Origin of the sequence: Microbulbifer sp. THAF38, from assembly GCF_009363535.1 — a bacterium.
GTDB lineage: Bacteria > Pseudomonadota > Gammaproteobacteria > Pseudomonadales > Cellvibrionaceae > Microbulbifer.
In genome coordinates this window covers 1,555,414-1,578,832 of sequence record NZ_CP045369.1, presented here as the reverse complement: position 1 = coordinate 1,578,832, position 23,419 = coordinate 1,555,414, and the positions used below count along the sequence as shown (strand labels likewise).

18 protein-coding genes are annotated in these 23,419 nt (G+C 46.6%); 12 read left to right on the top strand and 6 right to left on the bottom strand.

The window, feature by feature from the left end; all coding sequences use genetic code 11:
• Positions 1-3: 3 nt before the first annotated feature.
• The 4 genes from FIU95_RS06725 to rdgC all read left to right on the top strand — a co-directional run bounded on the left by FIU95_RS06725 (position 4) and on the right by rdgC (position 5,517).
• A complete protein-coding gene (locus tag FIU95_RS06725; RefSeq protein ID WP_152452690.1) occupies positions 4-342 on the top strand; it encodes a hypothetical protein in 339 nt (112 codons plus the stop codon).
• A 324-nt stretch (positions 343-666) separates the two neighbouring features.
• Positions 667-3,024, top strand: a complete 2,358-nt coding sequence (locus FIU95_RS06720) for a TonB-dependent receptor domain-containing protein (protein WP_152452688.1) — start codon at positions 667-669, stop codon at positions 3,022-3,024.
• Between the two features lie 191 nt (positions 3,025-3,215).
• Positions 3,216-4,346, top strand: a complete 1,131-nt coding sequence (locus FIU95_RS06715) for an alkaline phosphatase family protein (protein ID WP_152452686.1) — start codon at positions 3,216-3,218, stop codon at positions 4,344-4,346.
• A 178-nt stretch (positions 4,347-4,524) separates the two neighbouring features.
• The gene (gene rdgC, locus FIU95_RS06710) at positions 4,525-5,517 is read left to right on the top strand and encodes a recombination-associated protein RdgC (RefSeq protein ID WP_152452684.1); all 993 of its coding nucleotides are present in this window, start codon (positions 4,525-4,527) and stop codon (positions 5,515-5,517) included.
• 143 nt (positions 5,518-5,660) lie between these two features.
• Here rdgC and gndA read toward each other — a convergent pair whose 3' ends face one another.
• Together gndA and FIU95_RS06700 are read right to left on the bottom strand one after the other, a co-directional pair.
• On the bottom strand, positions 5,661-7,181 hold the full coding sequence (gene gndA / locus FIU95_RS06705) for an NADP-dependent phosphogluconate dehydrogenase (RefSeq protein ID WP_152452682.1): 1,521 nt from the start codon (positions 7,179-7,181) through the stop codon (positions 5,661-5,663).
• 606 nt (positions 7,182-7,787) lie between these two features.
• A complete protein-coding gene (locus FIU95_RS06700; RefSeq protein ID WP_152452680.1) occupies positions 7,788-8,990 on the bottom strand; it encodes a serine hydrolase in 1,203 nt (400 codons plus the stop codon).
• A 691-nt stretch (positions 8,991-9,681) separates the two neighbouring features.
• Between FIU95_RS06700 and FIU95_RS06695 the strand changes: the two genes are divergently transcribed.
• Positions 9,682-10,164, top strand: a complete 483-nt coding sequence (locus FIU95_RS06695; RefSeq protein ID WP_152452678.1) for a hypothetical protein — start codon at positions 9,682-9,684, stop codon at positions 10,162-10,164.
• A 281-nt stretch (positions 10,165-10,445) separates the two neighbouring features.
• On the opposite strand, the gene FIU95_RS06690 is transcribed toward FIU95_RS06695, so the two are convergent.
• Together FIU95_RS06690 and FIU95_RS06685 are read right to left on the bottom strand one after the other, a co-directional pair.
• Positions 10,446-13,454, bottom strand: coding sequence for a TonB-dependent receptor (locus FIU95_RS06690; RefSeq protein WP_152452676.1), 3,009 nt, complete (start codon positions 13,452-13,454; stop codon positions 10,446-10,448).
• Between the two features lie 586 nt (positions 13,455-14,040).
• Positions 14,041-14,556 carry an RNA polymerase sigma factor gene (locus FIU95_RS06685; protein ID WP_152452674.1) on the bottom strand — a complete coding sequence of 172 codons (516 nt, stop codon included), beginning with the start codon at positions 14,554-14,556 and terminating at the stop codon, positions 14,041-14,043.
• Positions 14,557-15,328: 772 nt separating this feature from the next.
• On the opposite strand from FIU95_RS06685, the gene FIU95_RS06680 reads away from it, so the two are divergent.
• The 6 genes from FIU95_RS06680 to FIU95_RS06655 all read left to right on the top strand — a co-directional run bounded on the left by FIU95_RS06680 (position 15,329) and on the right by FIU95_RS06655 (position 20,610).
• Positions 15,329-16,801: an alpha/beta hydrolase gene (locus FIU95_RS06680; protein ID WP_152452672.1), complete on the top strand. Its 1,473-nt coding sequence runs from the start codon at positions 15,329-15,331 to the stop codon at positions 16,799-16,801.
• 121 nt (positions 16,802-16,922) lie between these two features.
• The gene (locus FIU95_RS06675; RefSeq protein WP_152452670.1) at positions 16,923-18,017 is read left to right on the top strand and encodes a PaaI family thioesterase; all 1,095 of its coding nucleotides are present in this window, start codon (positions 16,923-16,925) and stop codon (positions 18,015-18,017) included.
• A gap of 145 nt (positions 18,018-18,162) precedes the next feature.
• The gene (locus FIU95_RS06670; RefSeq protein ID WP_152452668.1) at positions 18,163-18,696 is read left to right on the top strand and encodes a DUF2058 domain-containing protein; all 534 of its coding nucleotides are present in this window, start codon (positions 18,163-18,165) and stop codon (positions 18,694-18,696) included.
• Positions 18,697-18,704: 8 nt separating this feature from the next.
• Positions 18,705-19,262 (top strand): DUF1415 domain-containing protein, encoded by a 558-nt coding sequence (locus FIU95_RS06665; RefSeq protein WP_152452666.1) that lies wholly within the window; start codon positions 18,705-18,707, stop codon positions 19,260-19,262.
• Between the two features lie 3 nt (positions 19,263-19,265).
• Entirely contained in the window at positions 19,266-19,853 is a 588-nt protein-coding gene (locus tag FIU95_RS06660) for a DUF99 family protein (protein WP_152452664.1), read from the top strand.
• 247 nt (positions 19,854-20,100) lie between these two features.
• Positions 20,101-20,610, top strand: coding sequence for a 6-carboxytetrahydropterin synthase (locus tag FIU95_RS06655; protein WP_152452662.1), 510 nt, complete (start codon positions 20,101-20,103; stop codon positions 20,608-20,610).
• Positions 20,611-20,756: 146 nt separating this feature from the next.
• Here FIU95_RS06655 and FIU95_RS06650 read toward each other — a convergent pair whose 3' ends face one another.
• Together FIU95_RS06650 and FIU95_RS06645 are read right to left on the bottom strand one after the other, a co-directional pair.
• Positions 20,757-21,239 (bottom strand): hypothetical protein, encoded by a 483-nt coding sequence (locus tag FIU95_RS06650; protein ID WP_152452660.1) that lies wholly within the window; start codon positions 21,237-21,239, stop codon positions 20,757-20,759.
• Positions 21,240-21,493: 254 nt separating this feature from the next.
• Positions 21,494-21,979: a hotdog fold domain-containing protein gene (locus FIU95_RS06645; RefSeq protein WP_152452658.1), complete on the bottom strand. Its 486-nt coding sequence runs from the start codon at positions 21,977-21,979 to the stop codon at positions 21,494-21,496.
• 500 nt (positions 21,980-22,479) lie between these two features.
• Here FIU95_RS06645 and FIU95_RS06640 point away from each other — a divergent pair, with 500 nt between their 5' ends.
• Positions 22,480-23,400: a haloalkane dehalogenase gene (locus FIU95_RS06640; protein WP_152452656.1), complete on the top strand. Its 921-nt coding sequence runs from the start codon at positions 22,480-22,482 to the stop codon at positions 23,398-23,400.
• Positions 23,401-23,419: the final 19 nt, after the last annotated feature.

The following is a 23,419-nucleotide window of genomic DNA, read 5'->3' as shown; positions in this document are numbered from 1 at the left end:
GCCATGTTACTGGACGTAACCCAATTGATATCCGATATAAAAGATGCAGCCTCTACTGTTATTGAGCATGACGTTACTGAAATTCGCGGTTTTTCAGATCGTCAGTTATCGGCTCTGGCTTTACAGGCAAAAATGATTGCCAAAGCCATTGCCGAAGGGGAAATCGATGATGAGCTGAGAGATTACTTTCTGGACTCTATTGAGGATATGGCCTTGAATTTTGCCAAAACCCTGCGCGGTCTCCTCGCCATAACCATAGAGAAAGTCTGGAACGCAGTTGTGCGAGTAATTTGGAATGCACTCGAAGCTTGCACAGGGATTTCTCTGAAGATCGCCTCCTGAAGGCTCATAGCCACTCCTTCCCCATCCTTCCCATAGCTGAGGCGAATCATCTGTGGGAAGCGGCCAATACGGCTCCCTTTCCTTTTAACTGAGCTTTCTTACACACTCGTCAAGTCTTTCCCCCTTTTTCTTACATTAATCAATCGCCTGCATTAACACCTCCTGACTCCAACGCTATCCCTATCTCTTCACAATTTGGTCAAAAGAGTTTCACAGGTCTGTAAGGAATTTTTCATCGGAAGCCGTCAATGTACGCGCAAAACGCGCCGGGCATATAAATACCCCGCGTCTGAAATAATTTGATAACAACTAAAGAGTTACCCGATGAATACCAGAAGAAACTGCCTCGCTTCGGCTATTGCTATTATCACTCTGACCAACGCAAATTCTTTAATAGCGCAGCGGTCTAGTAGTGGCCAAATAGAGGAAGTGGTTGTTTTAGGGGCAAGCGCTACTTTTAACAGCAGTGAAGTCTCCGAAGCTATGCGCAAACAGCAGTCCTCTATAACCAGTGTGAATGCGTTGATCGACAATCTGCCCGGGGTCTCTGTCAACGAAGGCGATACTTACGGCTTTGATGACTGGTCTACCAATATCAGCGTGCGGGGATTTAGCAACAGTCTGGATGAGCAGCAAATCGGTACTACAATAGATGGCATTCCCAATGGCGGGTCCAATTATGGCGGGGGCTCCAAGGCAAATCGCTTCGTGGATCCCGCCAATATCGGCTCGGTAGAAGTATCCCAAGGTACCGCAGACATTGCCTCTCGCTCCCATGAAGCCCTAGGTGGCACCATCGATTACCGCACTGACGACCCAGCCGATCATCGCCGCAGCCGTATGGAACTTGCCGCCGGGGAATTCGATGCGAGACGCCTCTACTACCGTTTCGATACCGGCACCTTTGCAGGCAATACTAAAGCCTGGATTTCCTACTCCACTCAGGAAGCCACCGACTGGATCACTGAAACAGCCGAGAATGAGCGTGAGCATATCGCCGCTAAACTGGTAACCGGATTGGAGAGAGGCTCTATCAAAGCCTATATTTCCTACGATGATATTCACGAGGACAATTACCAGCGGGTTTACTCAAATGCACAATTTGAAGAGCACCCGGAAAATGATTTCCTCAGTGGCGAATGGACCGGAATTCCGTATAACGACCAACTCTATCGCCGCGGCTGGTCCACCATCCGCGAGAATCTGCTAGCCTACACCCAATTAGATTTTGACCTGTCTGACCAATTCAATGTAGAAGGTGGAATCTACTATCACCGCAATGAAGGTCGCGGAGACTGGGTACCCCCTTATCTGGTCAATATCACTGATGATGGCAATAACGGCCAATCCGAGTTCCTCGGGGGGACTACAGCAACTGGAGGTACTCAACTAGATAAGATTTATTTTGTAGATGCCAGAGGCAATGCTCTCGCGCCTGAGGAAGATTGTTCCTTCTCTGTGAATAATATTTATGGCCCTTCTGGGAAGGAGTACGATCCGCGCTGCTATTCCACTGACACCATTCCCGTAATGTCTTATCGTCATACGCATTATGAAAAAGAACGCACAGGCCTGACGCTGGACTTTACCCACAACAGCCTTATTGCCGGTTATGAAAATACCCTGCGCGGTGGAATCTGGTATGAAGATGCCACCCGTGATGAATACCGTGACTGGCATAAGATCAGCGATGCCAGCCGAGGTGCCGACTTCAATGCCTCCCCCTATTGGATTCAGTACGATCGCAGCTACCCTCAAGAAACCCAAAAGTGGTACCTGCAAGATGCTCTCACCATTGATACTGTCACCTTGACCCTGGGGGCCAAGCAGTTCTTTGTGGATGTAGAGCGCAAGGATTTATTTAATGAATCCCCTAATGCAACTATCAATTCCGACTCCGATATCCTGATATCCACCGGCCTCACCTGGGAAACGCCTTTAGAGGGTATCGAGTTATTTGCCGGTTATGCCGAAAACTTTAAGGCTATTGGCGATAGTATCCTGGAACGACCAGAATCCGATTTGGATAACATTGAACCAGAAACTTCCGAAACTATCGAAATCGGTCTGCGCTATGCCGGTGATAACCTGACCTTAACCAGCACCTATTTCGAGAATGAGTTTGAGAATCGTATCATTTTCCTGGATAACAACAGTGCAAGCGGCCAAAACTACCTAATCGGCACCAATGGTACTTACTTTAACGCCGGGGGAATCGAATCCAGTGGCTTGGAGTTATCACTGGACTACGGCATCAGTGATTCGCTAAACCTTTATACTTCCTATACCCAGATCGATGCCACCTATATCGGTACTGGTGATGCCACCGTGGACGAAATATTGGGCCTCACCCCTGGTAATGATGTTGTAGGTATTGCTGATCACCTGCTCGTGATCGGCCTGGATTGGAACTCAGAAATCTTCTACGGCGGCATTTCCAGTAAATATACCGGTGATCGCCATGTTGACCTGGATAACACCTGGGTAGCCGACGCCTATATGGTGACCGATGCCTACCTCGGCCTGGATCTAGTAGATCTCAACCCAGCCCTCAGTGGGTTGAACCTCAATCTTGTAGTCAACAACCTATTTGATGAGGATTACCTGGGCACAGTGGTGTCCGGGGGAGCCTGGATAGGCGCACCGCGTACTGTTTCCCTATCTGCCACCCTAGATTTCTAAATCTGCACCAGACTCCAGGCACCACTTCGTTGGGTGCCTGGAGTCTATCCGTGCAAACCTTCAACAATCGTCAAGTTAATCCATTCACTTCTTTATCAGCCGGGTTAATATCTATAAGCGCCCAGCGGTTCAACGGCACATTACCAAACAAAGAATAATAAATTAGGACTATGCCCGCAGAGGACTCCTTAATGAAAGCATTTCTTATCACGCTATTGGCAATGGCAATTTCTACTGCCTCTTATGCCGCAGACAATCTGGTCCTTGTAACCATCGATGGCCTTCGCTGGCAAGAGGTGTTCAATGGATACGACCCTGAGCTTATCGATCACGAAAAATATACCGAAAATAAGCAGCAGTTGATTGAGCGTTTTGGCGGGAAATCTGCGGAGGAAAAACGCAAACAGTTATTGCCTTTTTTGTGGAGCACTGTAGAACAAAAAGGAACATTAGTTGGCAATCGCCACAAAAATTCCCTGGCTAACATCACCAACGGCTGGTGGTTTTCCTACCCTGGATATAACGAAATTTTAACCGGTCGTGCGGATCCAACAATAAATTCCAATGACCCAGTACCCAATTCAAATATTACCTTCCTTGAGTGGCTCAACAGAAAATCTCATTTTAAAGGTCACGTGGCCGTTTTTGGTAGCTGGGGAGCTTTCTCAGCCATTGTCAACCGTGAACGCAGCGGTGTTTTTATCAATGCGGGACTAGAAACAGCAGACTGGCCGCGCCTTTCACAACGCGCTCGTTTTCTTAATGAGCTACAGGAGCAATTACCAGTATTCTGGCCCGATGTAAGACCCGACGCCTTTACCTGGGGACTGGCCAAGGAATACTTAATTCAGAAGAAACCCAGAGTACTGTATATCGCACTGGGAGAAACCGATGATTTTGCCCACGATGAGCAGTATCACCAATACCTGGATTCAGCCCACCGTAGCGATGCCATCCTGGCCGACCTGTGGGAGACTTTGCAATCCATTGAAGGTTATCGGGACAATACCAATTTGATCATCACAGTAGATCATGGACGCGGCAATGCGGTTGAGGCATGGCCGCACCACGCCAGTGGCCCAGCCCTAACCCAGTATTTCGGTAAGGCGGATCATCCACATAAAGATGGCATACCCGGGTCCGATGAAATTTGGCTGGCAACCCTGGGCCCGGATTTTAAAAGATTTGGGGAACTATCCGGCGGCCCTACCCTTTATCAAAACCAAGTGGCCGCAACCGCGCTGCAGCTACTGGAACTCAACCCCATGGACTTTCACAGAGAAGCGGGCCCGGTTATGGCCAGTCTTTTAAAGGAAAAATAACCCTCAGCCACTCGGGGGAGCGCCCATACTCCCCCTAGCCCCTTCACTCCCCAACCCCACCCAAAAGGCGTACAAAAAACAGGCAATTCGTCTTTTGGAAACAGCTCACTAGCTGCCACGCCCCAGTTTCCGCATAATTAACGGCCGCACTCACAACTGAACACCAATGGCCTGATGTATGTGGTTTAAGAACCTTCGTATTTACCGCTTAACCAAAGAATTCTCCCTGGATGCCGAAAAATTAAACGAGCTTCTGGAAGCCCAGGCATTCGTGCCCTGCGGCAGCCAGGATAGTGTCCGCTACGGCTGGGTCTCTCCACTGGGCCGACACGGCAGCCAGCTGGTACATGCCACCAATGGCTACCTGATGATCTGCGCCAAGAAGCAGGAGAAAGTTCTACCTGCTGCCGTTATCAATGAGAAAGTGGAAGAGCTGGCCCAGGCGATTTCCGAGAAAGAGGCCCGACAGGTGGGCCGCAAGGAACGTCAAAACCTCAAAGATGAGGTACTGCTGGAAATGCGTCCCAAGGCTTTTGCTCGCTCCCGCCTGCACTATGCCTATATCGCCCCGCAGGAGGGCTGGGTTGTGGTAGATGCTTCCTCTGCCTCCGCCGCTGAAGAGTTGCTGGAAAACCTGCGCGAGGCCATTAGCAGCCTCGCGGTAGTGCCACTATCAGCCAAAAACTTACCGCAGCAGACAATGACCCACTGGCTCACCGCCCCCGAGGCCCCCGCTCAGTTTGATTTCGGCCACGAATGTGAACTGCGCGATCCAAAGGACAGCGGTAGCGTGATCCGCTGCAAAAACCAAGACCTATGTGCCGAGGAAATTCATAATCACTTGGTTGCCGGACTGCAGGTGCACAAGTTGGGACTGGTTTGGCGCGGTGGGGTCGACTTCCTGGTAGACGATCAACTCTCTCTAAAGCGGGTTAAGTTTAGCGATGAATTGCTGGAAAAAGCAGATGGCGCCGATGCCGAAAGTGCAGCACAGCGCTTCGATGCGGATTTTGCGGTAATGACACTGGAAATCTCAGCCTTGATCCGGGATCTGCTCAATGCCTTCGGTGGCATGAATACCGAATCTACCAGTGTAGAGGAGATTGTCGCCAAAGCCTCCCGCTCTGAAGCTGAAGACCTGGCGCGAGAAGTAGAGGAAGTAGTCTTTTAATACCTTCGCCTCACAGCACAAATATTGCGCTTAGGAGTACGCTTAGTGCTTTGAAGTGGTAACCAGCTACCAATTCACTGACTTCGAGTGGGGCAAAAGCCCCACTCAAGGCCAAAGTGCCAGTAGCTGCTTTTTTATCTCTACTAAATCTCTACAACCGGGCGACCCGCCTCATTCCACTGTACGTGGTACTTGCGCTGCTCGGGCTGATCTACACGTGAAAAAGTATGCGCGCCGAAGAAGTCCCGCTGCCCTTGCAACAAGTTGGCAGGCAGGGATTCCGAGCGGAAGGCGTCGTAATAACTTAAGGCCGAAGACAGCGCCGGCACCGGAATACCGTTCAGGGTTGCACTGGCAACCGCCTGACGCCAGTTAGCCTGGTGGTCGGCGATCTGCCGGGTAAAGAAGTCATCTAATAACAAGTTGGAGAGTTTGGGGTCTCTGTTGTAGGCATCACTAATGGACTGCAGGAATACCGCCCGGATAATACAGCCGGCGCGCCAGATTCGTGCGATTTCCGAGAAGTTCAGCTGCCAGCCCTGCTCCCGCGCAGCCAGTTTCATCAGGTCAAAGCCCTGAGCGTATACGCAGATCTTGGCACAGTAGAGAGCATCGTGTAGCTGCTGAATAACCTCCTCGCGTTGCTCTGCCGCCACCTGGGTGAGCTCCGGACCTTTGAGTTTCTTTGCCGCACGAGTGCGCAAAGTTTTGCGGGTAGACAGGGAGCGAGCGTAAACCGCTTCGGCAATGCTCGGCGCCGGACATCCCACTTCCAGACTACTAATAGCAGTCCAAAGACCGGTCCCCTTCTGGCCCGCACGATCCAGAATCACATCCACCAACGGCTGTTCGGTAACGGAATCCAGGGTAGACAGTACTTCCGCACTGATATTAATTAAATAGCTGTTCAATGGGCCCCGATTCCACTCACGGAACACTTCGGCAATCTCCGCCGGTGACATCGCCAGGGCACTGCGCATCACGTGGTAAGCTTCGCAGATCATTTGCATATCCGCGTACTCAATGCCGTTATGCACCATTTTCACATAGTGCCCAGAGCCAATAGGGCCGATATAAGCCGCACAGGGCTCCCCACCTTTCACCGGATTACCTGGCTCAAAGCGCTCGATGGGCTGACCGCTGGCCTTGTCTACTTTGGCCGAAATTGCGTGCCAAACAGGCTCGATACGGCTCCAAGCGTAGGGATCGCCACTGGGCATCAGAGACGGCCCAAAACGCGCACCCACTTCACCACCGGATACCGCCGTAGTGAAGAAAATCAGCTTACCTTCATAGCGCTTGGCACGCTCTACCGAGTCGGTCCAAAGGCTGTTGCCTGTATCCACAACAATATCATCGGCCTTGAGGCCAGCATCCAAAAGTTTGCTACAGACATCATCTACTGGAGCCCCTGCAGGCACAGAGAGAATGATCAGGTGCGGTGCTTTGACCTTAGCCAACAACTCGGTGTATGAATTACAGATTTCTACACGTGTAGGCTGATCACCACGTTCTTTTTTATCCTGCTCCAGCAGTGCATTGAGCCGGTTGTGATCCAGGTCGAAGGCGCAGACCCGATAGCCATTATCGGCCAGGTTCAGGATCAGGTTCTTACCCATCACACCGGCGCCGATAAAGCCAATGTCGCACTGTGAATCAGACATCAAATTCTCCGTCATAAGATAGGGGGGCTTTCAAGGGCGCGGAGTATAGCAACATGAATCAATGGTCGGGAGGGTAAAAATTCATCAAAGTAGCCATATCCCTCCAAAGGTACATCAACTACCAATAGGGTTTAGCCGATCACTAGCTTCAGGCGGTAAAACTGACCAACCCACCAAATATAATGCCACCAAAAGCCAACGGTGAAGATTTACGAGTAAAAGAGCTAAATCAACAACATTAAGAGGTAAGACTGATACAAATTACCAGAGAACTGCCAATAGGCAGGGATTATAAGAAGGCCTAATAGACCTCAATGAAGAGATTTAACTTATTAAACTTGTTGGAAACAGTGATACCCTTTACCAAGCCTCTAGGTTTAACAAACATCACTTATTAACCCCTTTCAAGGGGATTAATAAGTATCGATCAATCACGGAATTACTTTGAAACAGCATCGCTCGGCTACCTTTTAAAACAACCATCAGAAATAAAATTCACGAATAGATAGAAATTTCTGTTGGTTATGAAGAGCCTGTTTAGGAAATTTACTCAATTTCACGGCATTCCTAGAAACAGGCTCTGATAAGATCAGCTGAAAATTGTTACTATTTCTCGCCTGGAACCACCGCCTCCTTAAAAGCGGGGTATATATCCTTAAAGGCTAAGATTGCATCGGTATTTGCACTATTGAAAGTAGCACCAATTGCACGCCCTTTATCCGCAAAGATAATGGCATAGCTTAGGAAAGTACCACCGGAACCTGAATGGGTACTGACTCGTCCCAACCCTTCTTTGAACTTACTACCCCACCCCATAGGAAAGCGGTTATCTTTAGCCGCACCAAAATGCAACAATTGACAATACTCTCGAGTCAAAACTTTAGATTCCCCCTGCAAGCACTTCAAGTTCTCCATAAGCCATTTTCCATAATCCAGTACAGACAAACTAAGATCACCAGCCGGACCGAAAATAGTGGGTATGGTATTCTCTCCATTAGGATCGTCAGGAATAAGTTGGCCATCTTTACCAGGGATATGCCCATACACACCTTTACTATCATGTTTACCGGGCCAGCCGAAAATCGCATCAATTTCCAGAGGCTTGAAAACAAACTCTGTCATCAACTCCTCCCAGGGCTTACCGCTAACCTTTTCTAGCATGGAGGCAGCTAGCACATATCCAGCATTTGAATACCTGAATTCTTTGCCATCTTCCGCTGGTGAGGGAGGAAGCTCCAACATTTTGTAGACAAAACCCTTCCTAAGCTCCATGGCTTTTTTGGGAGAAAGTTCAGTATCCATAAATTTTTCTGGAATTTCAGAGAACTCTTCCTCCCCAGTCATTGGTTTGATCCAGGCCCGATGTGAAAGAAGATTAGAAAGTGTTGCCTGGCCATAGTTGTTCGCTTTCTCTTTCGGTATTTCAGGAAAGACTTCTGAAACATGAGTATCCCAATCAATTTTTCCCTTTATGACAAGAATAGCTGCCAGATAAGCGGTGAAAGCCTTGGTGTTAGAGCCAATATGCATTGGATCATTAATGGAAACTGGAGTTTCTCCACCAATTACTTTAGTACCCTTAACGCCCTGGTAAATTACTTCTTCTGGAGATACAAAGACCCAAGAAATAGCTGGTATCTCATATTCGGAGATAGCCCTGTCAAGTGCTGCTTCGGAGATAGCCCTGTCAAGTGCTGCGTCGAATAAAGCCTCTGCTTTAATGTTAGAGCTCTCTCCAGCAGCAAAACAAACTGTATAGCCTAGCAAGGCAATTAAAGCCGATATAAATGCAAAACCCTTCTTTAACATACAAATTCCTTAAACATAAAAGCCCTATCACATAAGGTATAAAATTAATATCTAATATAACCAATTACTGAAAATGGATTAAAAACGCCTGTGGATCTTACATAAAGCCGAAAGCCAATCAAAAGATTTTGATCGCTTATTTGGGTCAACTCACCTTACTTAATAGAAAGAGTTCTGAACAAACCATCAATCTAGAACATCAGCACAAATTATCACCCCAGCACTACTTAAACAACCAACAAGAAAGAAAGTGGATCCATTTGAGCACATATGAAACAGAGTTAACTGCAAACAGCTAGCTCTTTCTATACTTATTACAAACCCCTCAAATAAAAATATATTGCGTCTTCCACTTATCACTAGAATAACAAAATAGCGACCTACTTTTCATACAAATCAATCAAAAAATCAACCTAACATCAAACAAAAAGACATTAAAAACCGGCTAAAGCACACCGAAAAACTACGCACTAATAGTCTTTAGAAGTAAGAAAACAAGCTAAATTTCGTATTCACATATCTTATACAACAAAAAACCAATAACTCTTACAAACAATAATTTCACGTCGATTTTCTCTGCAAGACTCCCCCCTCTCCACCTACCGTGTCGTCTTTAATTATGAAAGGGCTTCCTTTCCATCGATGATGCGACGTTAAAAACATATAACTTAGGTTTGAGGAAATTATTATTATGAAAAAGATCCTTACTGCAGCCACTCTTTGTATCGCTACCGCAGGACTGACTGGCTTGGCTAGTGCCGCAACTTGGTCTCCTTCTGGCGCTATCGCCCTGGCGAATGTTGGAAACTTAACAGTTAAGAAAGGTATTCAACTCACCTGCTCCCTCTCCGGCAGTGTCAACTCAACCGGTACAGATGCTTCAGTAGGCAGCTTAGCGTTATCGGGAGGCTTTTTGAATATGTGCAACAGGGTTACTTTTAACAACTTACCCTATGAATTGGTTGGACACTCCAACAACAATGTCACCTTAAAGAATGTATCTGTTGCGGCTGTAACAGGAAATTGTGTGGGAGACCTTGTGGGTACATTTAATCAGGGAAATGGAAGAATAACCTTTAATAACGCACAAATCCCAAGCTCCGGTAGCGGCAGTGATTGTTTTATTAACGGCGTAATCTCAACCAATCCGCAATCATCATTTACCGTCCCCTAGCAAGAACGAAGTAAAACAAACATAGAAATACCGCTAGTTTTTACTAGCGGTATTTCTTTAATGAGAGCCTAATAGAATTAAAATCTTAAGCTTTCTTGTTTCCCATTCAGCACACACATCAAAAAATCAAGATATTCGAAAGAGCCTCTAAAATCTTTAATGTATATCACTTAAAATTACTGACAGTAGCATCTCACCGGCAATACAAAGTTATTTGTAGCGCCACAACAAACCAACAAAAACTTTCTTCTGTCAGCTCGTCGCGGCACCTCCTAAAAACATTAGAAGCCTTTACTAATACTAAAGCCAACTATACGCGGCTCTAAAGTAAAGACATTAGTAGTGAGACCTGAGTCATCACTATTGGTAAATAAGTCAGTAATTGGTGCATCATCGAAGATGTTCTTCACATAGAGCTGCATATACAGCTCCGAATTAGAATTACTCAGGCTGACAGAGGCATTCAAATTGCTCCATGCTTTCAGGCGATCATAATCAGTATTATATACACGTGCATAACTCTCTGATTGCCGATAGTAATCGGCGCGCAGGGTAAGATCCCAGTCTTCGATAGGTATAGTGTGCTCCATCCCTAAATTTAGGGTAAAGCGTGGGGCATTAGGAAGCTCATTACCACTCAAGTCAGCCGCAAAACCTCGTGCTCCATTTGGTGCATCAGTAATTGGGTTATAGGGTTCTGATAGTAACCAATCAAAATATTGGTCGGATTCAATTTCCGGTGTAAATGATCCCCATCTACCCGTAGTATCACACAAAGCCCAGAGCATTAATGGGTAATCTATTGCAAAGGTTGCCTCAACCACGTCCTTTGGAGCAATACAATTAGAAGGTACTTGAAGGCTTGGCCTCACTACGAGCCAGTCTTCATGCCCCTGAGTACGATTCATTACATCGATAGACTCTTCACCATCCGCGATACGGGTCTTCAGATAACCCATATTCATATCCAGCCGAGTGCTGTCTGTAAGCTGCCATGCTAATTCCAGCTCAAGCCCCATACTCTCCGCATCAAAATTTTCATTTAATGAAATACGGTCAACGATTTGGGAAACTTGATAATCGCTATAGTCATAGTAAAAAGCGTTAGCATTAAGAGTTAAACTCCCATCAAGTAAAACATTCTTTGTTCCAATTTCGATTGCATTAACAAATTCAGGTTCAAAGGTTTCATCTAAAGGTTGATATTGCACAACATTGGGATCAATATCTGCACGAGGAGGGTTGGTACCGCCCCCTTTATAACCGTGAGCAAAGGAGAGGTAAAACATAGTTTCATCGGTAAAAGGCGTATCTGTACGCCAGTCTAATACGGCGCGCCCCGTATACTCCTTCCAGCTTTGAGTAACCTCGTCATCCTCAGGGTATCCTTTATAAACCAGTCCCCCAGAGGCCGAGCCAGGAACAATCTCACCGGTATCATTATTAGTTTCAGTCCCCAATAATAATTGACTCGGTACCGGCGTGGAGCGTTTGCGATCATCGGTATAACGCAAACCAGTAGTTAACTTCACATCATCAGTAATTTGCCAGTAGGCCTCTCCAAATAGGGCCCAAGAGCGCGTCTCAACTAGGTTGCGACTTAGGAAATAGTTGTGACCTTCCTCATCTATGTTTGCTAACGAGTTATAATCCACATACATGCAATCTTGAAAACCCTCTTTATTCTGAGGATCCGTACAATTCTCTGACCCCAATCCAGACTCAGGATCATAGACTCCATTGTATACATGCTCAGCAATCAGGGTGAACATATTGTTAAATACAAAGTAATCATCCTGAGTTTTAAAATCCAGGTAGTTTGCACCTACTGAAAAATTCCAAGGCCCATCAAAAGATGTTTGAAGTCTAAATTCCTGACTCCACTGCTTGTTATCAGATCGGCTGATATCCACTGCTAATATCCCTTCTGAAGGACCTAGCTGTGGATCGGTATAAACTCCATCCGGCGTAGGGCCTGGGTCCATCCCAAATTCAGTAGAGTCACTAAAAATCGCATCTGAAACATACCGGTTGTAGTCTTGGGAAGAGTAGTAGTCATCCTTGGCGTAGGTTGACTGAGAAAAAAACGTCAGAGTATCACTCAATTCCCATGAGAAATTTAACTGCACCAGGTCATTTTCAGCACGAAACACAGGATCAAAACTAGTGGCGATTTCACGCAAATCTCTGGACTGCTCGGCATTGGCATAAGGATTAGGAAGAAACTCCTTCATTACCGGGTAATAACCAAAAAGGAGTGCTTGCGGAGCAACAACAAATGCAAGTCCCTTAGCATTTGTCGTACCATACGCTTCATCACTATAGATTGAGCCAGGTAAACAACCTTGACTAAAGAAACCCCTATAATTCTCAGGTACTTCAGTATCCCCTATCTTTGAAATGCCTGGATCTGTAGTACAGAGCTGCTTCCCTGTACGTGAGCGCTTATCGTCTTCTTCAAAGTGCTGCCAGATCAAATTGGCACTAAAATTATCAGCGGGCTTCCACTCAAAGATTGCACGAGTGGAATAGAGGTCGCGATCATTCACATCATTTCCGGTATAAGTATTGGTATCAAAACCATCTCGCTTGGTCATAGCACCGGAAAGACGAAGGGCTAAAGTATCGCCCATGGGCAGATTAAACATACCACTAGTGCGTTTGGAGTTATAATTGCCTATTTCCACCTTAATTTCAGAATCCAATGCATCACCCGGCATTATCGGCAGCATGTTAACCACACCGGCGGTAGCGTTGCGGCCATAGAGTGTGCCCTGAGGGCCCCGTAGCACTTCTACCCTCTGGACATCAAAAAATTCTTGCTCGAATAGCCGATTCCGAATCAATGGCGCATTGTTAAAACTCACTGCCACTGCTGGATCCGTAGCCGCAGAGACCGCTTTGGTACCCACTCCCCGAATGGAAAAGTTATAGGTACTAAAATTAGATTTGGAGAAATTTACATTCGGCACTGCCCGCAGTAGTTCCTCACCACGTTCGATCTTCAAGGCATCCATGTTGTCCCCCGAGAGTGCCGAAACTGCAATAGGGACATCCTGGATACTCTCTTCAATCTTTTGGGCCGTTACCGTTACTTCCTCAATAGGCTGTTTGGAGCGGCTACTTCTTTCAGTATTCTGCCCATCTTGGGCAAGCACTCCAGAAGGAGTAATAGACATTGCTAGGCATGTTATTGCAGCACTGTACCAAGGAGTTGTTCGATTAAGCGGATTGGTGGCACGAATCGCTTGTGCAATCAAATTCTTTTGCTTACGCAGGCTCATCATCATTCTGATTCTCTCTATTATATTTTCTCTATTTTTCTGTCAGCCAAACACCACCTTATCTCAGGCCTAACCAGGTTAAAGACGCATTTCAATTTCAATCGGGGGGATACCCCTATCTATCAAAGCTTTTTTCTATATACACACCCCCTAAAACCAAAAAATTAACCCAATCAAATTAACATAAAAAAACAAAAGCAATGACCAAATATTCCAGCAAGCCACCTTTCAATCAACTTTTATAAAAGGGTTAGTTTTCAGCAAGGGAATGCAGGTTTTCTCTATCTTTCACTTCTGAAAAACCTTCAGGAGTGTAGTTCAAGCTAGCAAAAGTGGATTTAAAATTTGGAAATGTAAGCGGATAGAGACGTGCACTTACGAAGCAGGGTAAACCCATCTTAAATTTAACAAGTCGCGAAGTATTTAGATTGCTTGTTGACAAAGAGTCAGAACAACTACTCTTCGATTAACACTACTGGAGCACACTGGAAGAATCTTGAAGCATCTTGAAGCATCTAACGATTGGGCAATATTCCTACCTCGTCAGCCTTAACCTGAAGGATAATTATATTAAAATATTTGAGAGAAAGAGCTACGGAACCTCTTCCAAAGCCCTCCTCAGTTTTATCAGTGCGCGCTGAATAAGCTCCTTTACCGACTCTTTGGAAATACCCATACGTTCGGCAATATCCTGATAGGTCATACCTTCAAAGCGGTGAAATTTGAATGCAGCCCCTGCTCGGGGAGGCAACCCTAAAATCGCCTTCAATACGCATCGACAATCCTGTATACCTATTACTGTACGTTCAGGCGTGATCACATCGGGAATATCCAAATCTTGCGAGAGTGATTCATGGAGCGTTCGGCATCGGGACTTTTGGTATCGGCTATGACTAACCAAAAGATTTTTAGCAACTGCAAAAATATAGCTTCTTGGGTTTTCAATCTCTATATCAGATTGATTAAGGTGCCAATGTAACTGAGCAAAAACCTCCTGCACCAGATCATCAACATCAGCAGAGTTTACTCTAGATGAGAAATATCGCCTCAACCTTGGAAGGTACTCATCCACCCAAGGAGAAATATCTTTTTGATAAAATTTATCCATAGTGAAACACACACGTGATTCAACTAATTATTTAGCATCCTTCAACACAGAAAAGATTAGACAAACAAACAGAACAACATACATGAGAATGGAAAAATTTATTTTTATAATTAACTTAAGACAACACCCCCACAACACTAAAAACAAGCAAAACACAGCAAACGCTTGGCGGCAACCACCATCAAGAAAAATCATCGACCTCAAAAAACTACAATTACATTAACGGAGAATAACCGCACAGGAAATTTAGATAAACTTCTCTCAGAAGTCTTCAAGCAGAATAGAACGCCTTTTTTACGACAAGCAACATCAACCCATACAATCACTAAGCAAGCTCATACACCTCACTCACTGAATACATCCCAAGCCGGAGTTAATCGTTTATTCTTGACCAAGCTGAACGTTACCTGGCAACCGATCTTCTTAATCAACACCGCCCTGCCCTTAGCGACACCAATAGTCCCAATACCCGACTAGTACGATTGAGAAAAGTTTATGAAATTACGAACAGCACCTAAGGCTGGCGCGACCATTAAGACTTTTATGCCTTTTGTGACAACCTGTCTATTTAGCAAAATCAAGACTGACCAAAGAAGAATGACGACCTAAAACGCTACATCGATAAATACCAAGCTTTCCCTATAAATGATTGAAGTAAGTTCGCCTCGTAAGGAAAGCCTGAGAAAATTTCCCATCCTATTGTCAATTGGCTCAATCAATATTTTTCAAGTATAAAATACGGAAAATTCGATCTAAGGAAGGACAGTAGTCAATGCGTTTTATCTTCAATCGCCCCTTGATTAAGGGGATTCTATTTTTAGGCCTCCTCACTAGCACAGCAATCACCCATGCAGAGCCCGCTAAAAACGAGGAATTATTCACTTTTACAACCTGGAACAAACAGACCGCGGATGGTCTTAAGGGCTTCTTTGAAGTACCAGAAAATCGCAGCATTCCTAAAAGCCGCTCGCTAAAAATTCACTATGTACGCTTTCCTGCAACCGGAAAGCAACCAGGCCCACCCATCATCTATCTAGCTGGTGGCCCAGGCGGGTCGGGTATTATGGCCGTTAACTACCGTTTTGATATGTTTATGGCTCTGCGGGAGTACGGCGATGTCATCGCCTTAGACCAGCGAGGTACCGGCCGCTCAAATGATCTTCCTAACTGTGAATCCCGGCAAGTGGTTCCCGCACTGGAAAAAATCTCCGACGCCAAATACATCGAATATCATCGCGAAGCATTGCGAGAATGCTTAACATTCTGGCACGAAAAAGGCATCGATCTCGCGGGTTATAATACCCTGGAAAATGCCCGCGACCTGCAAGCCCTACGCCAACATCTGGGCGCAGAGAAAATTGTCCTGTGGGGCACCTCTTATGGCAGCCATCTGGCCTTAGCGGCATTGAGGGAAATCGAAGGCTCGGTCGATAGAGTTATTCTTTCCAGCGCTGAGGGCCTTGACCAGACTGTTAAACTACCTGCACGTACTGAGTCTTACCTGGACCGTCTGCAACTAGCCGTGGATCAACAGCCCTCCGCTAAAGCCGCCTATCCGGATATCAAGGCACTGATCAAAAGAGTGCACACAAAGCTGGAACGGGAACCACTCAAAATTCAGATCCCTCAGCGAGATGGCGAGAACCTGGATTACCTGCTTCAACGCCGGGATATGCAGAGGATAGCTTCCTCTTTTATCGCTGACCCCAAAAGTGCCGCCTACTTATTGGGTTTCTATCGCTCGATCGATTTGGGGCAGGTTCCGGCTTTTGATCAAGTGCCCAGGCGTTACTTCCCCGATGGATTCCACAACCCGGGAACTCCGATCTCCCTGCGCGCCATGCCAACAGCAATGGATATTGCCTCAGGTATGAGTAAGCAACGAAAGTTGCAAGTGAGGAGACAAGCCGAAAACGCTTTGCTTGGTGACTACCTCAACTTTTCCTATCACTATGATGGATTGGCCAGGGAGCTTGACCTGGGTGAGAATTTCCGCAGTAACCCCCGCAGTGATATTCCTGTTTTACTTTTGAGTGGCACACTGGATGGGAGAACCTATATAGAGAGCCAACGCGAGGCAATGTCGGGGTTGGACAATGCCACTTTAGTGACAGTAGAAAATGCCGGACACAATTTATTTATGGCATCCCCCGAGATACAGGAAACCATCAACTTGTTTTTGGAGGGGCGCCCAATTGAAAAAACCACCCTAACCCTGAATTTGCCGGATTTTTCTCCGAAATAACTACTCCCCTCTGCCAATCAGCGGCAGGTCCAAAATACCTGCCGCAAAACCACCCACAGATTCCCTCGTTGACCAAGCCTTTGCACATTAATCTTGCAATAGATGAATTGGGAGGCGGGGGATGACCAATATCACCGACGAAGTTCATCGCGGTGCCATCTGTGACCTGCGAGCGTTGCAACAACCCGGTCTACAGACTTTCAAGCGATATATTCGAGGAAGTCTACCGGGACCGCCCTTTTGGCGGCTCACGGGCATGCAGCCAACGGAAGCGGGGCTTGGTAAAGCCACTTACTCAATGCCTATTACGCCCTGGCTGGCAGACGGTACCGGCGTTTACTGGGGTGGTATCTATGCGATGTTCGCTGACGCACCCCTCGCCTCCGCAATCTGGACCACCTTGCCAGCCGGTAAAGTACTCAGCACATCTGAGCTGAACATGTGTTTTATTCGGCCTATTACCAGTACCACACAAAATATTGTCGGCAGAGCCACCACCGTGCACTCTGGTAGTCAGGTAGGCCTCTCCAGTATCCAGATTAATGACCAGGAAGGTAGAACCCTTGCTTATGGAAGCACCCGCTGCCTGATAGCTGACTTTCCGGTCAACCCAAATCAGGAATTGCCACTGCCTGACCTTGGGCCCACCGATCCACCAGATCCATACCTGAGACCTCCACCCAAGCCCTACTTTTGCGATATGGCGCACTTGCCTGAGCAAACGCCCATTGAACTGCAGCGCACCACCATTAATGAAGGCCGTATCCACCCTATATGGATGCTTACCGGTTACCGCGCGATCGAGATTGAGAACGGCCGCTGTATCTCGACCATGCCATCTTCTCCCTGGTTCTCAAATGGCACCCTATCTATCTACGGGGGCCTACTAGCCTGGGCCGCAGATTTCACCATGGGCGCCGCTGTGTACTCCACCTTATCGGCAGGTTCTATTTTTGCCACCCTCGATATGCACATTCGCTTTGCCAGACCGGCCAAGCTCAATAGTGGGGATCTGATCCTCGAAGCTCAGGTTCTGCACCGCGGTCGCCAGTTAAGGGTTTCCTCCTGTAACATCGACACCCCCAGCGGCAAGCGTGTGGCCATTGCCACCGGCTCAGCACTAATGATTCCAGGGGGCGCACAGATGTTGAGCGAGGGTAAAGAGCCCGATGAAATTATTGCTACCGCCACTTCCGGCAAGCCCTGGACCCCCTAATTCAAATTCCCTGCCAGCACTAAGGCCATCTTCAGGTAAAATGCCCTACACCCATGTCAGGGAAACTCCCTGATTACAACTTGACCAAGTGGCCACCAGGCAAATGGCGGCTCATAATCCAATTCACTATTGCAGGAAACAGACCATGGCCTCACTGCAAGACCAGCTATTACAAGCGGGACTCGTCGACAAGAAAAAAGCCAAGCAGATCGGTAAGGAGAAGCGCAAACAGCAAAAGGTTGCAAAGAAATCATCACAGCCACAAGTTGATGAAACCAAACTGGCCGCACAACAGGCCCGCGCCGAGAAGGCCGCACGGGATCGCGCACTGAATGCCGAACGCGATGCGGCGGCTCAACAAAAGGCCATCGCCGCACAAATCAAGCAACTGGTGGAAAACAACCGACAGCCCTACTCTGGCGAAACTGCTTACAATTTCACCTTTGATAAAAAAATCAAAACTATATATGTCAGTGAGACACTGCGTGACCACTTAATAGCTGGCCGCCTGGTAATTGTCGCCCAGGGTGAACGCTTTGAACTGGTACCCAGAGTAATCGCCGACAAAATTGCCGAGCGCAATGCCGACATCATCGTGAAGCCCGCAGAGACTTCCACTCCAATGGATGAAGATGATCCCTACGCTGACTTCCAAATTCCTGACGACCTGATGTGGTAAGCGAGTTCATGGAGCAAGATGTTACTCAGGTAGTGGAACAATGGCTCACCAATGTTGTGGTGGGCCTAAACCTTTGCCCTTTTGCGCGCAAACCCCTGCGCGCTGGCCAGATTCGCTACAAAGTCAGCGAGGCAGATGAGGATAATGCTCTACTAGCGGACCTCCTCAAAGAGCTTCAATTACTCGACAGCACGCCGGAAGATGAGCTACTAACTACCCTGCTGATTATTCCCAAACATCTTCAGGACTTTTCTGACTACAACCAGTTTCTCGATCTGGCTGAATGGCTTCTGGGGCGCAACCGCTACGAGGGCACCTACCAGCTGGCCAGCTTCCACCCAGACTATCAATTCGCTGGTACTGCCCCAGAGGACGCAGAGAACCTCACCAATTGTGCTCCCTACCCGATTCTGCACCTACTGAGGGAAGAAAACCTGGCCAAAATGATCGACCTCTATCCAGATCCGGAGAGCATTCCGGAAAATAATATCCAACGGGTCGAATCTCTTACTCAGGAGGAGAAGCTGCGGCTCTTTCCCTATCTATTCCAGCAAATGAAAACATAGCCGATGAAGCCCCTCGCAGAACTTCTTCGCCTGAAGAAAAGACTTCGCATTATTGGCTTTGACGATGCTCCTTTCCAAAAGGAACGGGGCTCACCGGTTAACATCAGTGGGATAATTTGTACCAACACCCGCTTTGAGGGCATGCTCTGGGGTAAAGTACAAAAGGATGGTATGGATGCCACCGAAGTTATTACGCAGTTACTGCAAAACAGCAAATTTTACCCACAAATCAACGTGGTGCTAATTGATGGCCTCGCCGTTGGAGGCTTCAACATCATCGACTTACCCAAGCTGACCGAATCACTAAGATGCCCTTGCATCGCCGTAATGCGCAGGCCTCCCGACATGTTGGCCATTGATAAAGCGCTAATGAATTTCTCTGATTACCCACTGCGCAGGCAAACTCTGCTAAAAGCGGGTGAAATTTACTCTGACAAAGGGTTTCACTTCCAGGTACAGGGCTGTCCCCCGAATATTGCTGCCCAGGTGCTAGAGCAAGCTACCGATAACGGTAACGTACCTGAAGCCCTCCGGTTAGCACATATGATTGGTGCAGCGGTAATAACTGGGCAGAGTGGGAATCGAGCCTAAGCACTTCCTCTAAAAGCATATCTCATCCTACTTCTCGCCATAAATTCTCCCAGTATTTCCTTATAAAATAAGGAACAATTGCTTAACTGCTTAACCCCTACCAATATAATCTGCCATTTAGAATTTGGTTTGTGCAGTTAAAAATATTATTAACCTCACATTGAAAACCTCATCCAGAAAACCTCAAAAAATCTATTATACTCATCAGCTAGTAGCGACAATCTAAGCAAATCAAGAGATCACCCCAATGGCTCAGCATTTCAATATCACCTACTGTATTGATCTCAATATTACCAAGAAAGTAAATTACGCCTATATTGAGGACAACTACCTGGAAGAGGGCTTTGTTGGGTATAGATATCGAGTGGAATGTACATGCAGGGTAAAATACCAAGATCCACCCACAGATATGTCTTTCTTAAAAACTATATTTAGAGCCGAGATTCAAGACTTATGTGATCACGCTACGATTATTGACTCTCAAGATCCCTTTCTAAAGGAAATTATCAGCTCCAATGAATATACAAGCATCATCAACCAACAACAAAATAAGCCACATTTTATTCTAAAGAGTTCAAAGGTTGGAAAATTATGCATAACCCCTTTTAAACCAAGTTCTGAAAATCTTGCTAAAGCTTGGTATGAAGCCATTCGTGAAAAAATTACAACCCATAATTCTGGCCCAGATATCAAATTCGAAAAGATTAAAGTTTGGGAAACTAACAACTGGTATACAGAGTATTCAGCAAATCTATAAATCGTGAAAAAATTCAGAACATCTGTAAAGTAAACTCGCCGGAGTAAAAGATTATTGAAAACAAGATTAAGGGCAAGGCAGGCTATTTCTTACTTGCTCGCAGGAAGAAACAACCACCCATAAAACATATTCTAATACTGGGTTACCTATAGAATAACTGCCCGGTCCCTAGTGCTATCGGTAAAGAGTGCAATCAAAGAGAACTGACTAAACCCTTGATCAGTAGAGAGAAACTCCTTGCACCAAAAATGCAAGTCCTCAGAAAACATCCCCAGTGCAGCTTGCTTTTCACTGTCAGATTCATATTCGGATTCTTGTAATTGCTTTTCTAGCGCTGTGAAATGACAACGAACAACCACTCGAGAGTCATTCTCTCTTTGGTCATCCGTGACAGACAACGTTAAAGTCGAAGCTAGTGGCTCCCAGTGGATCAGGAAAAAGCGGGAAGCATCGTTAACGTTTTGGTTAAATTTGGAAATGGCCAGTTCCAAGTTCTCAGCAAGATCCTGATAAATATCGTCGCTGCTTAGTGCCGGGCTTTCAGTACTATGTACTTCATACTCAGCAACACCCCCCTCGACCTCTTCAAAGGGAGATGTCGAATGATCCAGTTTCCAAATTAAACCCATAATTCCTCCAGGTAGTCGGTCGATAACTATTGCTAGCTGGTCTATTTTACGACTTTCTGGACCTCTCTACACCCACTCCCCCCTTACAACTATCACCTACACCCACCTACACCTGCTTAAGAGACCAGGTCTGATACGCCAAAGTTGTCGGGAAAAGGCCATGGAGGCCATCCAAGCTTTCTATGAAAGATCAACTTTGGCAATTTACGACAGGCTGTATGCATGCTGACAAGCTACAGTCCATCGAGAAACCATTACTTGGCTGTCGGACGTTGGGACACTCGCATGGTGATATCCGCGTGGAATACTTCCTCACCATTGGTATCGAAGACTCCCACCGGCATCACTACATCCCCAGCCTCAATGGAGGCAAAATCTGGATACTCACAAACCGCTTTCAGGTTGGTTTTCGCCATTTTCAGGTACTTGACTTCCATACCCACAGGAATCCAGCGGAAGCGGCGATCCAGGGAAACATCCAGACAAACCCCACCGGCAAGTTCAGCAGCATTGCACATGGCAATGGCATGCACGGTGCCGATATGGTTCGTCACACTCCAGCGTTTCTTCAAAGATACCTCTACGCGCCCAGGTGATATTTGGGTAAAGCAGGGCTTGATAGACCTAAAGTAAGGTGCCTTGAAAGCGACAATCTTAGAAACTGCCCAGCGTCCAAACGCCGAACCACCAAACTTCTTCCAAAGCTGCAAAACTGCACTCTTCGAGGACTGATACTCCATCTTGTCTCACTACCTAAATTATGAACTGATTAGCCCCCGGTTATGGGGGCTGATATTGGGTGTACTATACAACACCTCTTTGCTCGTTCAGGTAATCAGATCTATCAGGTCAATTGACCCGCAGGTATGCCGGAATGCCGGAAGACCCAGGGCAGTGAATGGTAACTTGTAGATAGATAGCTACAGCAGATCCCTTCCTGGAGCTCGCCATGCATGTATTTTTAGATGAGAGAGCCATATTTTTAATATGGCAAGTAAGCTGGCAGTTAATAATGAAAATCGCCAGTCCTTAATCTCTATTCAAATTATAAAGATCAAAATCATGGGAATGGTCCTTTCCAGCAGGAGATTAAATTTTCGAAACCAGTGTATTTAAAACTCTAAGGAACCATTTATACACCTTGTCAACTTTATTCAGCCTATTTATTAGGCTATGGTTGAACGTCGAGGATTCACAGCATAAGACCACTTACCAACTTTTTAATAAAAGAGGGTTATCTATGTCTATTGAGCGATTAAGAACTCCCGAAGAACGCTTCTCCATTCTGCCTGGTTTTCCCTACCAACCTCATTATATCGATAGCCTGGATGGCTACGATTCCATGCGCATGGCCTATATTGATGAAGGAAACTCCAGTGCGGAAACGACATTCCTGTGCCTGCACGGAGAGCCAAGCTGGAGCTATTTATACCGCAAAATGATTCCAGTATTTGTTGAAGCCGGGCATCGGGTAGTTGCCCCGGATCTCTTTGGTTTTGGTCGTTCAGACAAGCCTGTGGATGACAAGGTCTATACCTTTAACTTCCATCGAAACAGTCTGATACAACTGATTGAGCACCTGAACCTTAAAAATATCACTTTGGTTTGCCAGGATTGGGGCGGCCTACTGGGACTCACCCTCCCTATGGATATGCCTGGTAGATCTACTCGTTTATTGGTAATGAATACCGCGATTGCAGCCGGGGATGGTGCCTCTGAAGGTTTTTACCACTGGAGAAACTTCTCTGTCAGTGTTCCAGAAATCCCGGTGGGTGGACTGATCGCCAATGATGCCAGATCTGAAGTTAATCTCTTGGATATAGTCGCTTATGATGCGCCCTTCCCAGACAACCGCTATAAGGCTGGAGTCCGCCGTTTCCCTTCGATTGTGCCGGTTGATCCCGGTATGGAGGGTGCGGAACTGGGGCTTAGAGCCAGGGAGTTCTGGTCCAGTAACTGGGAAGGCGATAGCTTTATGGCGATTGGAATGCGAGATGCCGTGCTCGGTGAAAAAGTAATGGCAATGCTGAGGAGCACCATCAAAAACTGCCCGAAACCTCTCAAAGTTGAAGAGGCCGGTCATTTCGTACAGGAGTATGGCAAGGAAATTGCTGAAAAGGCCCTAGCCCACTTTCAACTACAAAAGGTACCGGCCCAATAAAAAGCGATGAAAGGGAAGA

Excerpts from the sequence above, each read along its gene's own strand:
- FIU95_RS06690 (WP_152452676.1), bottom strand. The coding sequence starts at position 13,454 with ATGATGATGAGCCTGCGTAAGCAAAAGAATTTGATTGCACAAGCGATT.
- FIU95_RS06650 (WP_152452660.1), bottom strand. The coding sequence starts at position 21,239 with ATGGGTTTAATTTGGAAACTGGATCATTCGACATCTCCCTTTGAAGAG.
- FIU95_RS06715 (WP_152452686.1), top strand. The coding sequence starts at position 3,216 with ATGAAAGCATTTCTTATCACGCTATTGGCAATGGCAATTTCTACTGCC.
- rdgC (WP_152452684.1), top strand. The coding sequence starts at position 4,525 with ATGTGGTTTAAGAACCTTCGTATTTACCGCTTAACCAAAGAATTCTCC.
- FIU95_RS06700 (WP_152452680.1), bottom strand. The coding sequence starts at position 8,990 with ATGTTAAAGAAGGGTTTTGCATTTATATCGGCTTTAATTGCCTTGCTA.
- FIU95_RS06695 (WP_152452678.1), top strand. The coding sequence starts at position 9,682 with ATGAAAAAGATCCTTACTGCAGCCACTCTTTGTATCGCTACCGCAGGA.
- FIU95_RS06655 (WP_152452662.1), top strand. The coding sequence starts at position 20,101 with ATGGCTCAGCATTTCAATATCACCTACTGTATTGATCTCAATATTACC.
- FIU95_RS06685 (WP_152452674.1), bottom strand. The coding sequence starts at position 14,556 with ATGGATAAATTTTATCAAAAAGATATTTCTCCTTGGGTGGATGAGTAC.
- FIU95_RS06720 (WP_152452688.1), top strand. The coding sequence starts at position 667 with ATGAATACCAGAAGAAACTGCCTCGCTTCGGCTATTGCTATTATCACT.
- FIU95_RS06640 (WP_152452656.1), top strand. The coding sequence starts at position 22,480 with ATGTCTATTGAGCGATTAAGAACTCCCGAAGAACGCTTCTCCATTCTG.
- FIU95_RS06660 (WP_152452664.1), top strand. The coding sequence starts at position 19,266 with ATGAAGCCCCTCGCAGAACTTCTTCGCCTGAAGAAAAGACTTCGCATT.
- FIU95_RS06645 (WP_152452658.1), bottom strand. The coding sequence starts at position 21,979 with ATGGAGTATCAGTCCTCGAAGAGTGCAGTTTTGCAGCTTTGGAAGAAG.
- FIU95_RS06680 (WP_152452672.1), top strand. The coding sequence starts at position 15,329 with ATGCGTTTTATCTTCAATCGCCCCTTGATTAAGGGGATTCTATTTTTA.
- FIU95_RS06670 (WP_152452668.1), top strand. The coding sequence starts at position 18,163 with ATGGCCTCACTGCAAGACCAGCTATTACAAGCGGGACTCGTCGACAAG.
- FIU95_RS06675 (WP_152452670.1), top strand. The coding sequence starts at position 16,923 with ATGACCAATATCACCGACGAAGTTCATCGCGGTGCCATCTGTGACCTG.
- FIU95_RS06665 (WP_152452666.1), top strand. The coding sequence starts at position 18,705 with ATGGAGCAAGATGTTACTCAGGTAGTGGAACAATGGCTCACCAATGTT.
- gndA (WP_152452682.1), bottom strand. The coding sequence starts at position 7,181 with ATGTCTGATTCACAGTGCGACATTGGCTTTATCGGCGCCGGTGTGATG.
- FIU95_RS06725 (WP_152452690.1), top strand. The coding sequence starts at position 4 with ATGTTACTGGACGTAACCCAATTGATATCCGATATAAAAGATGCAGCC.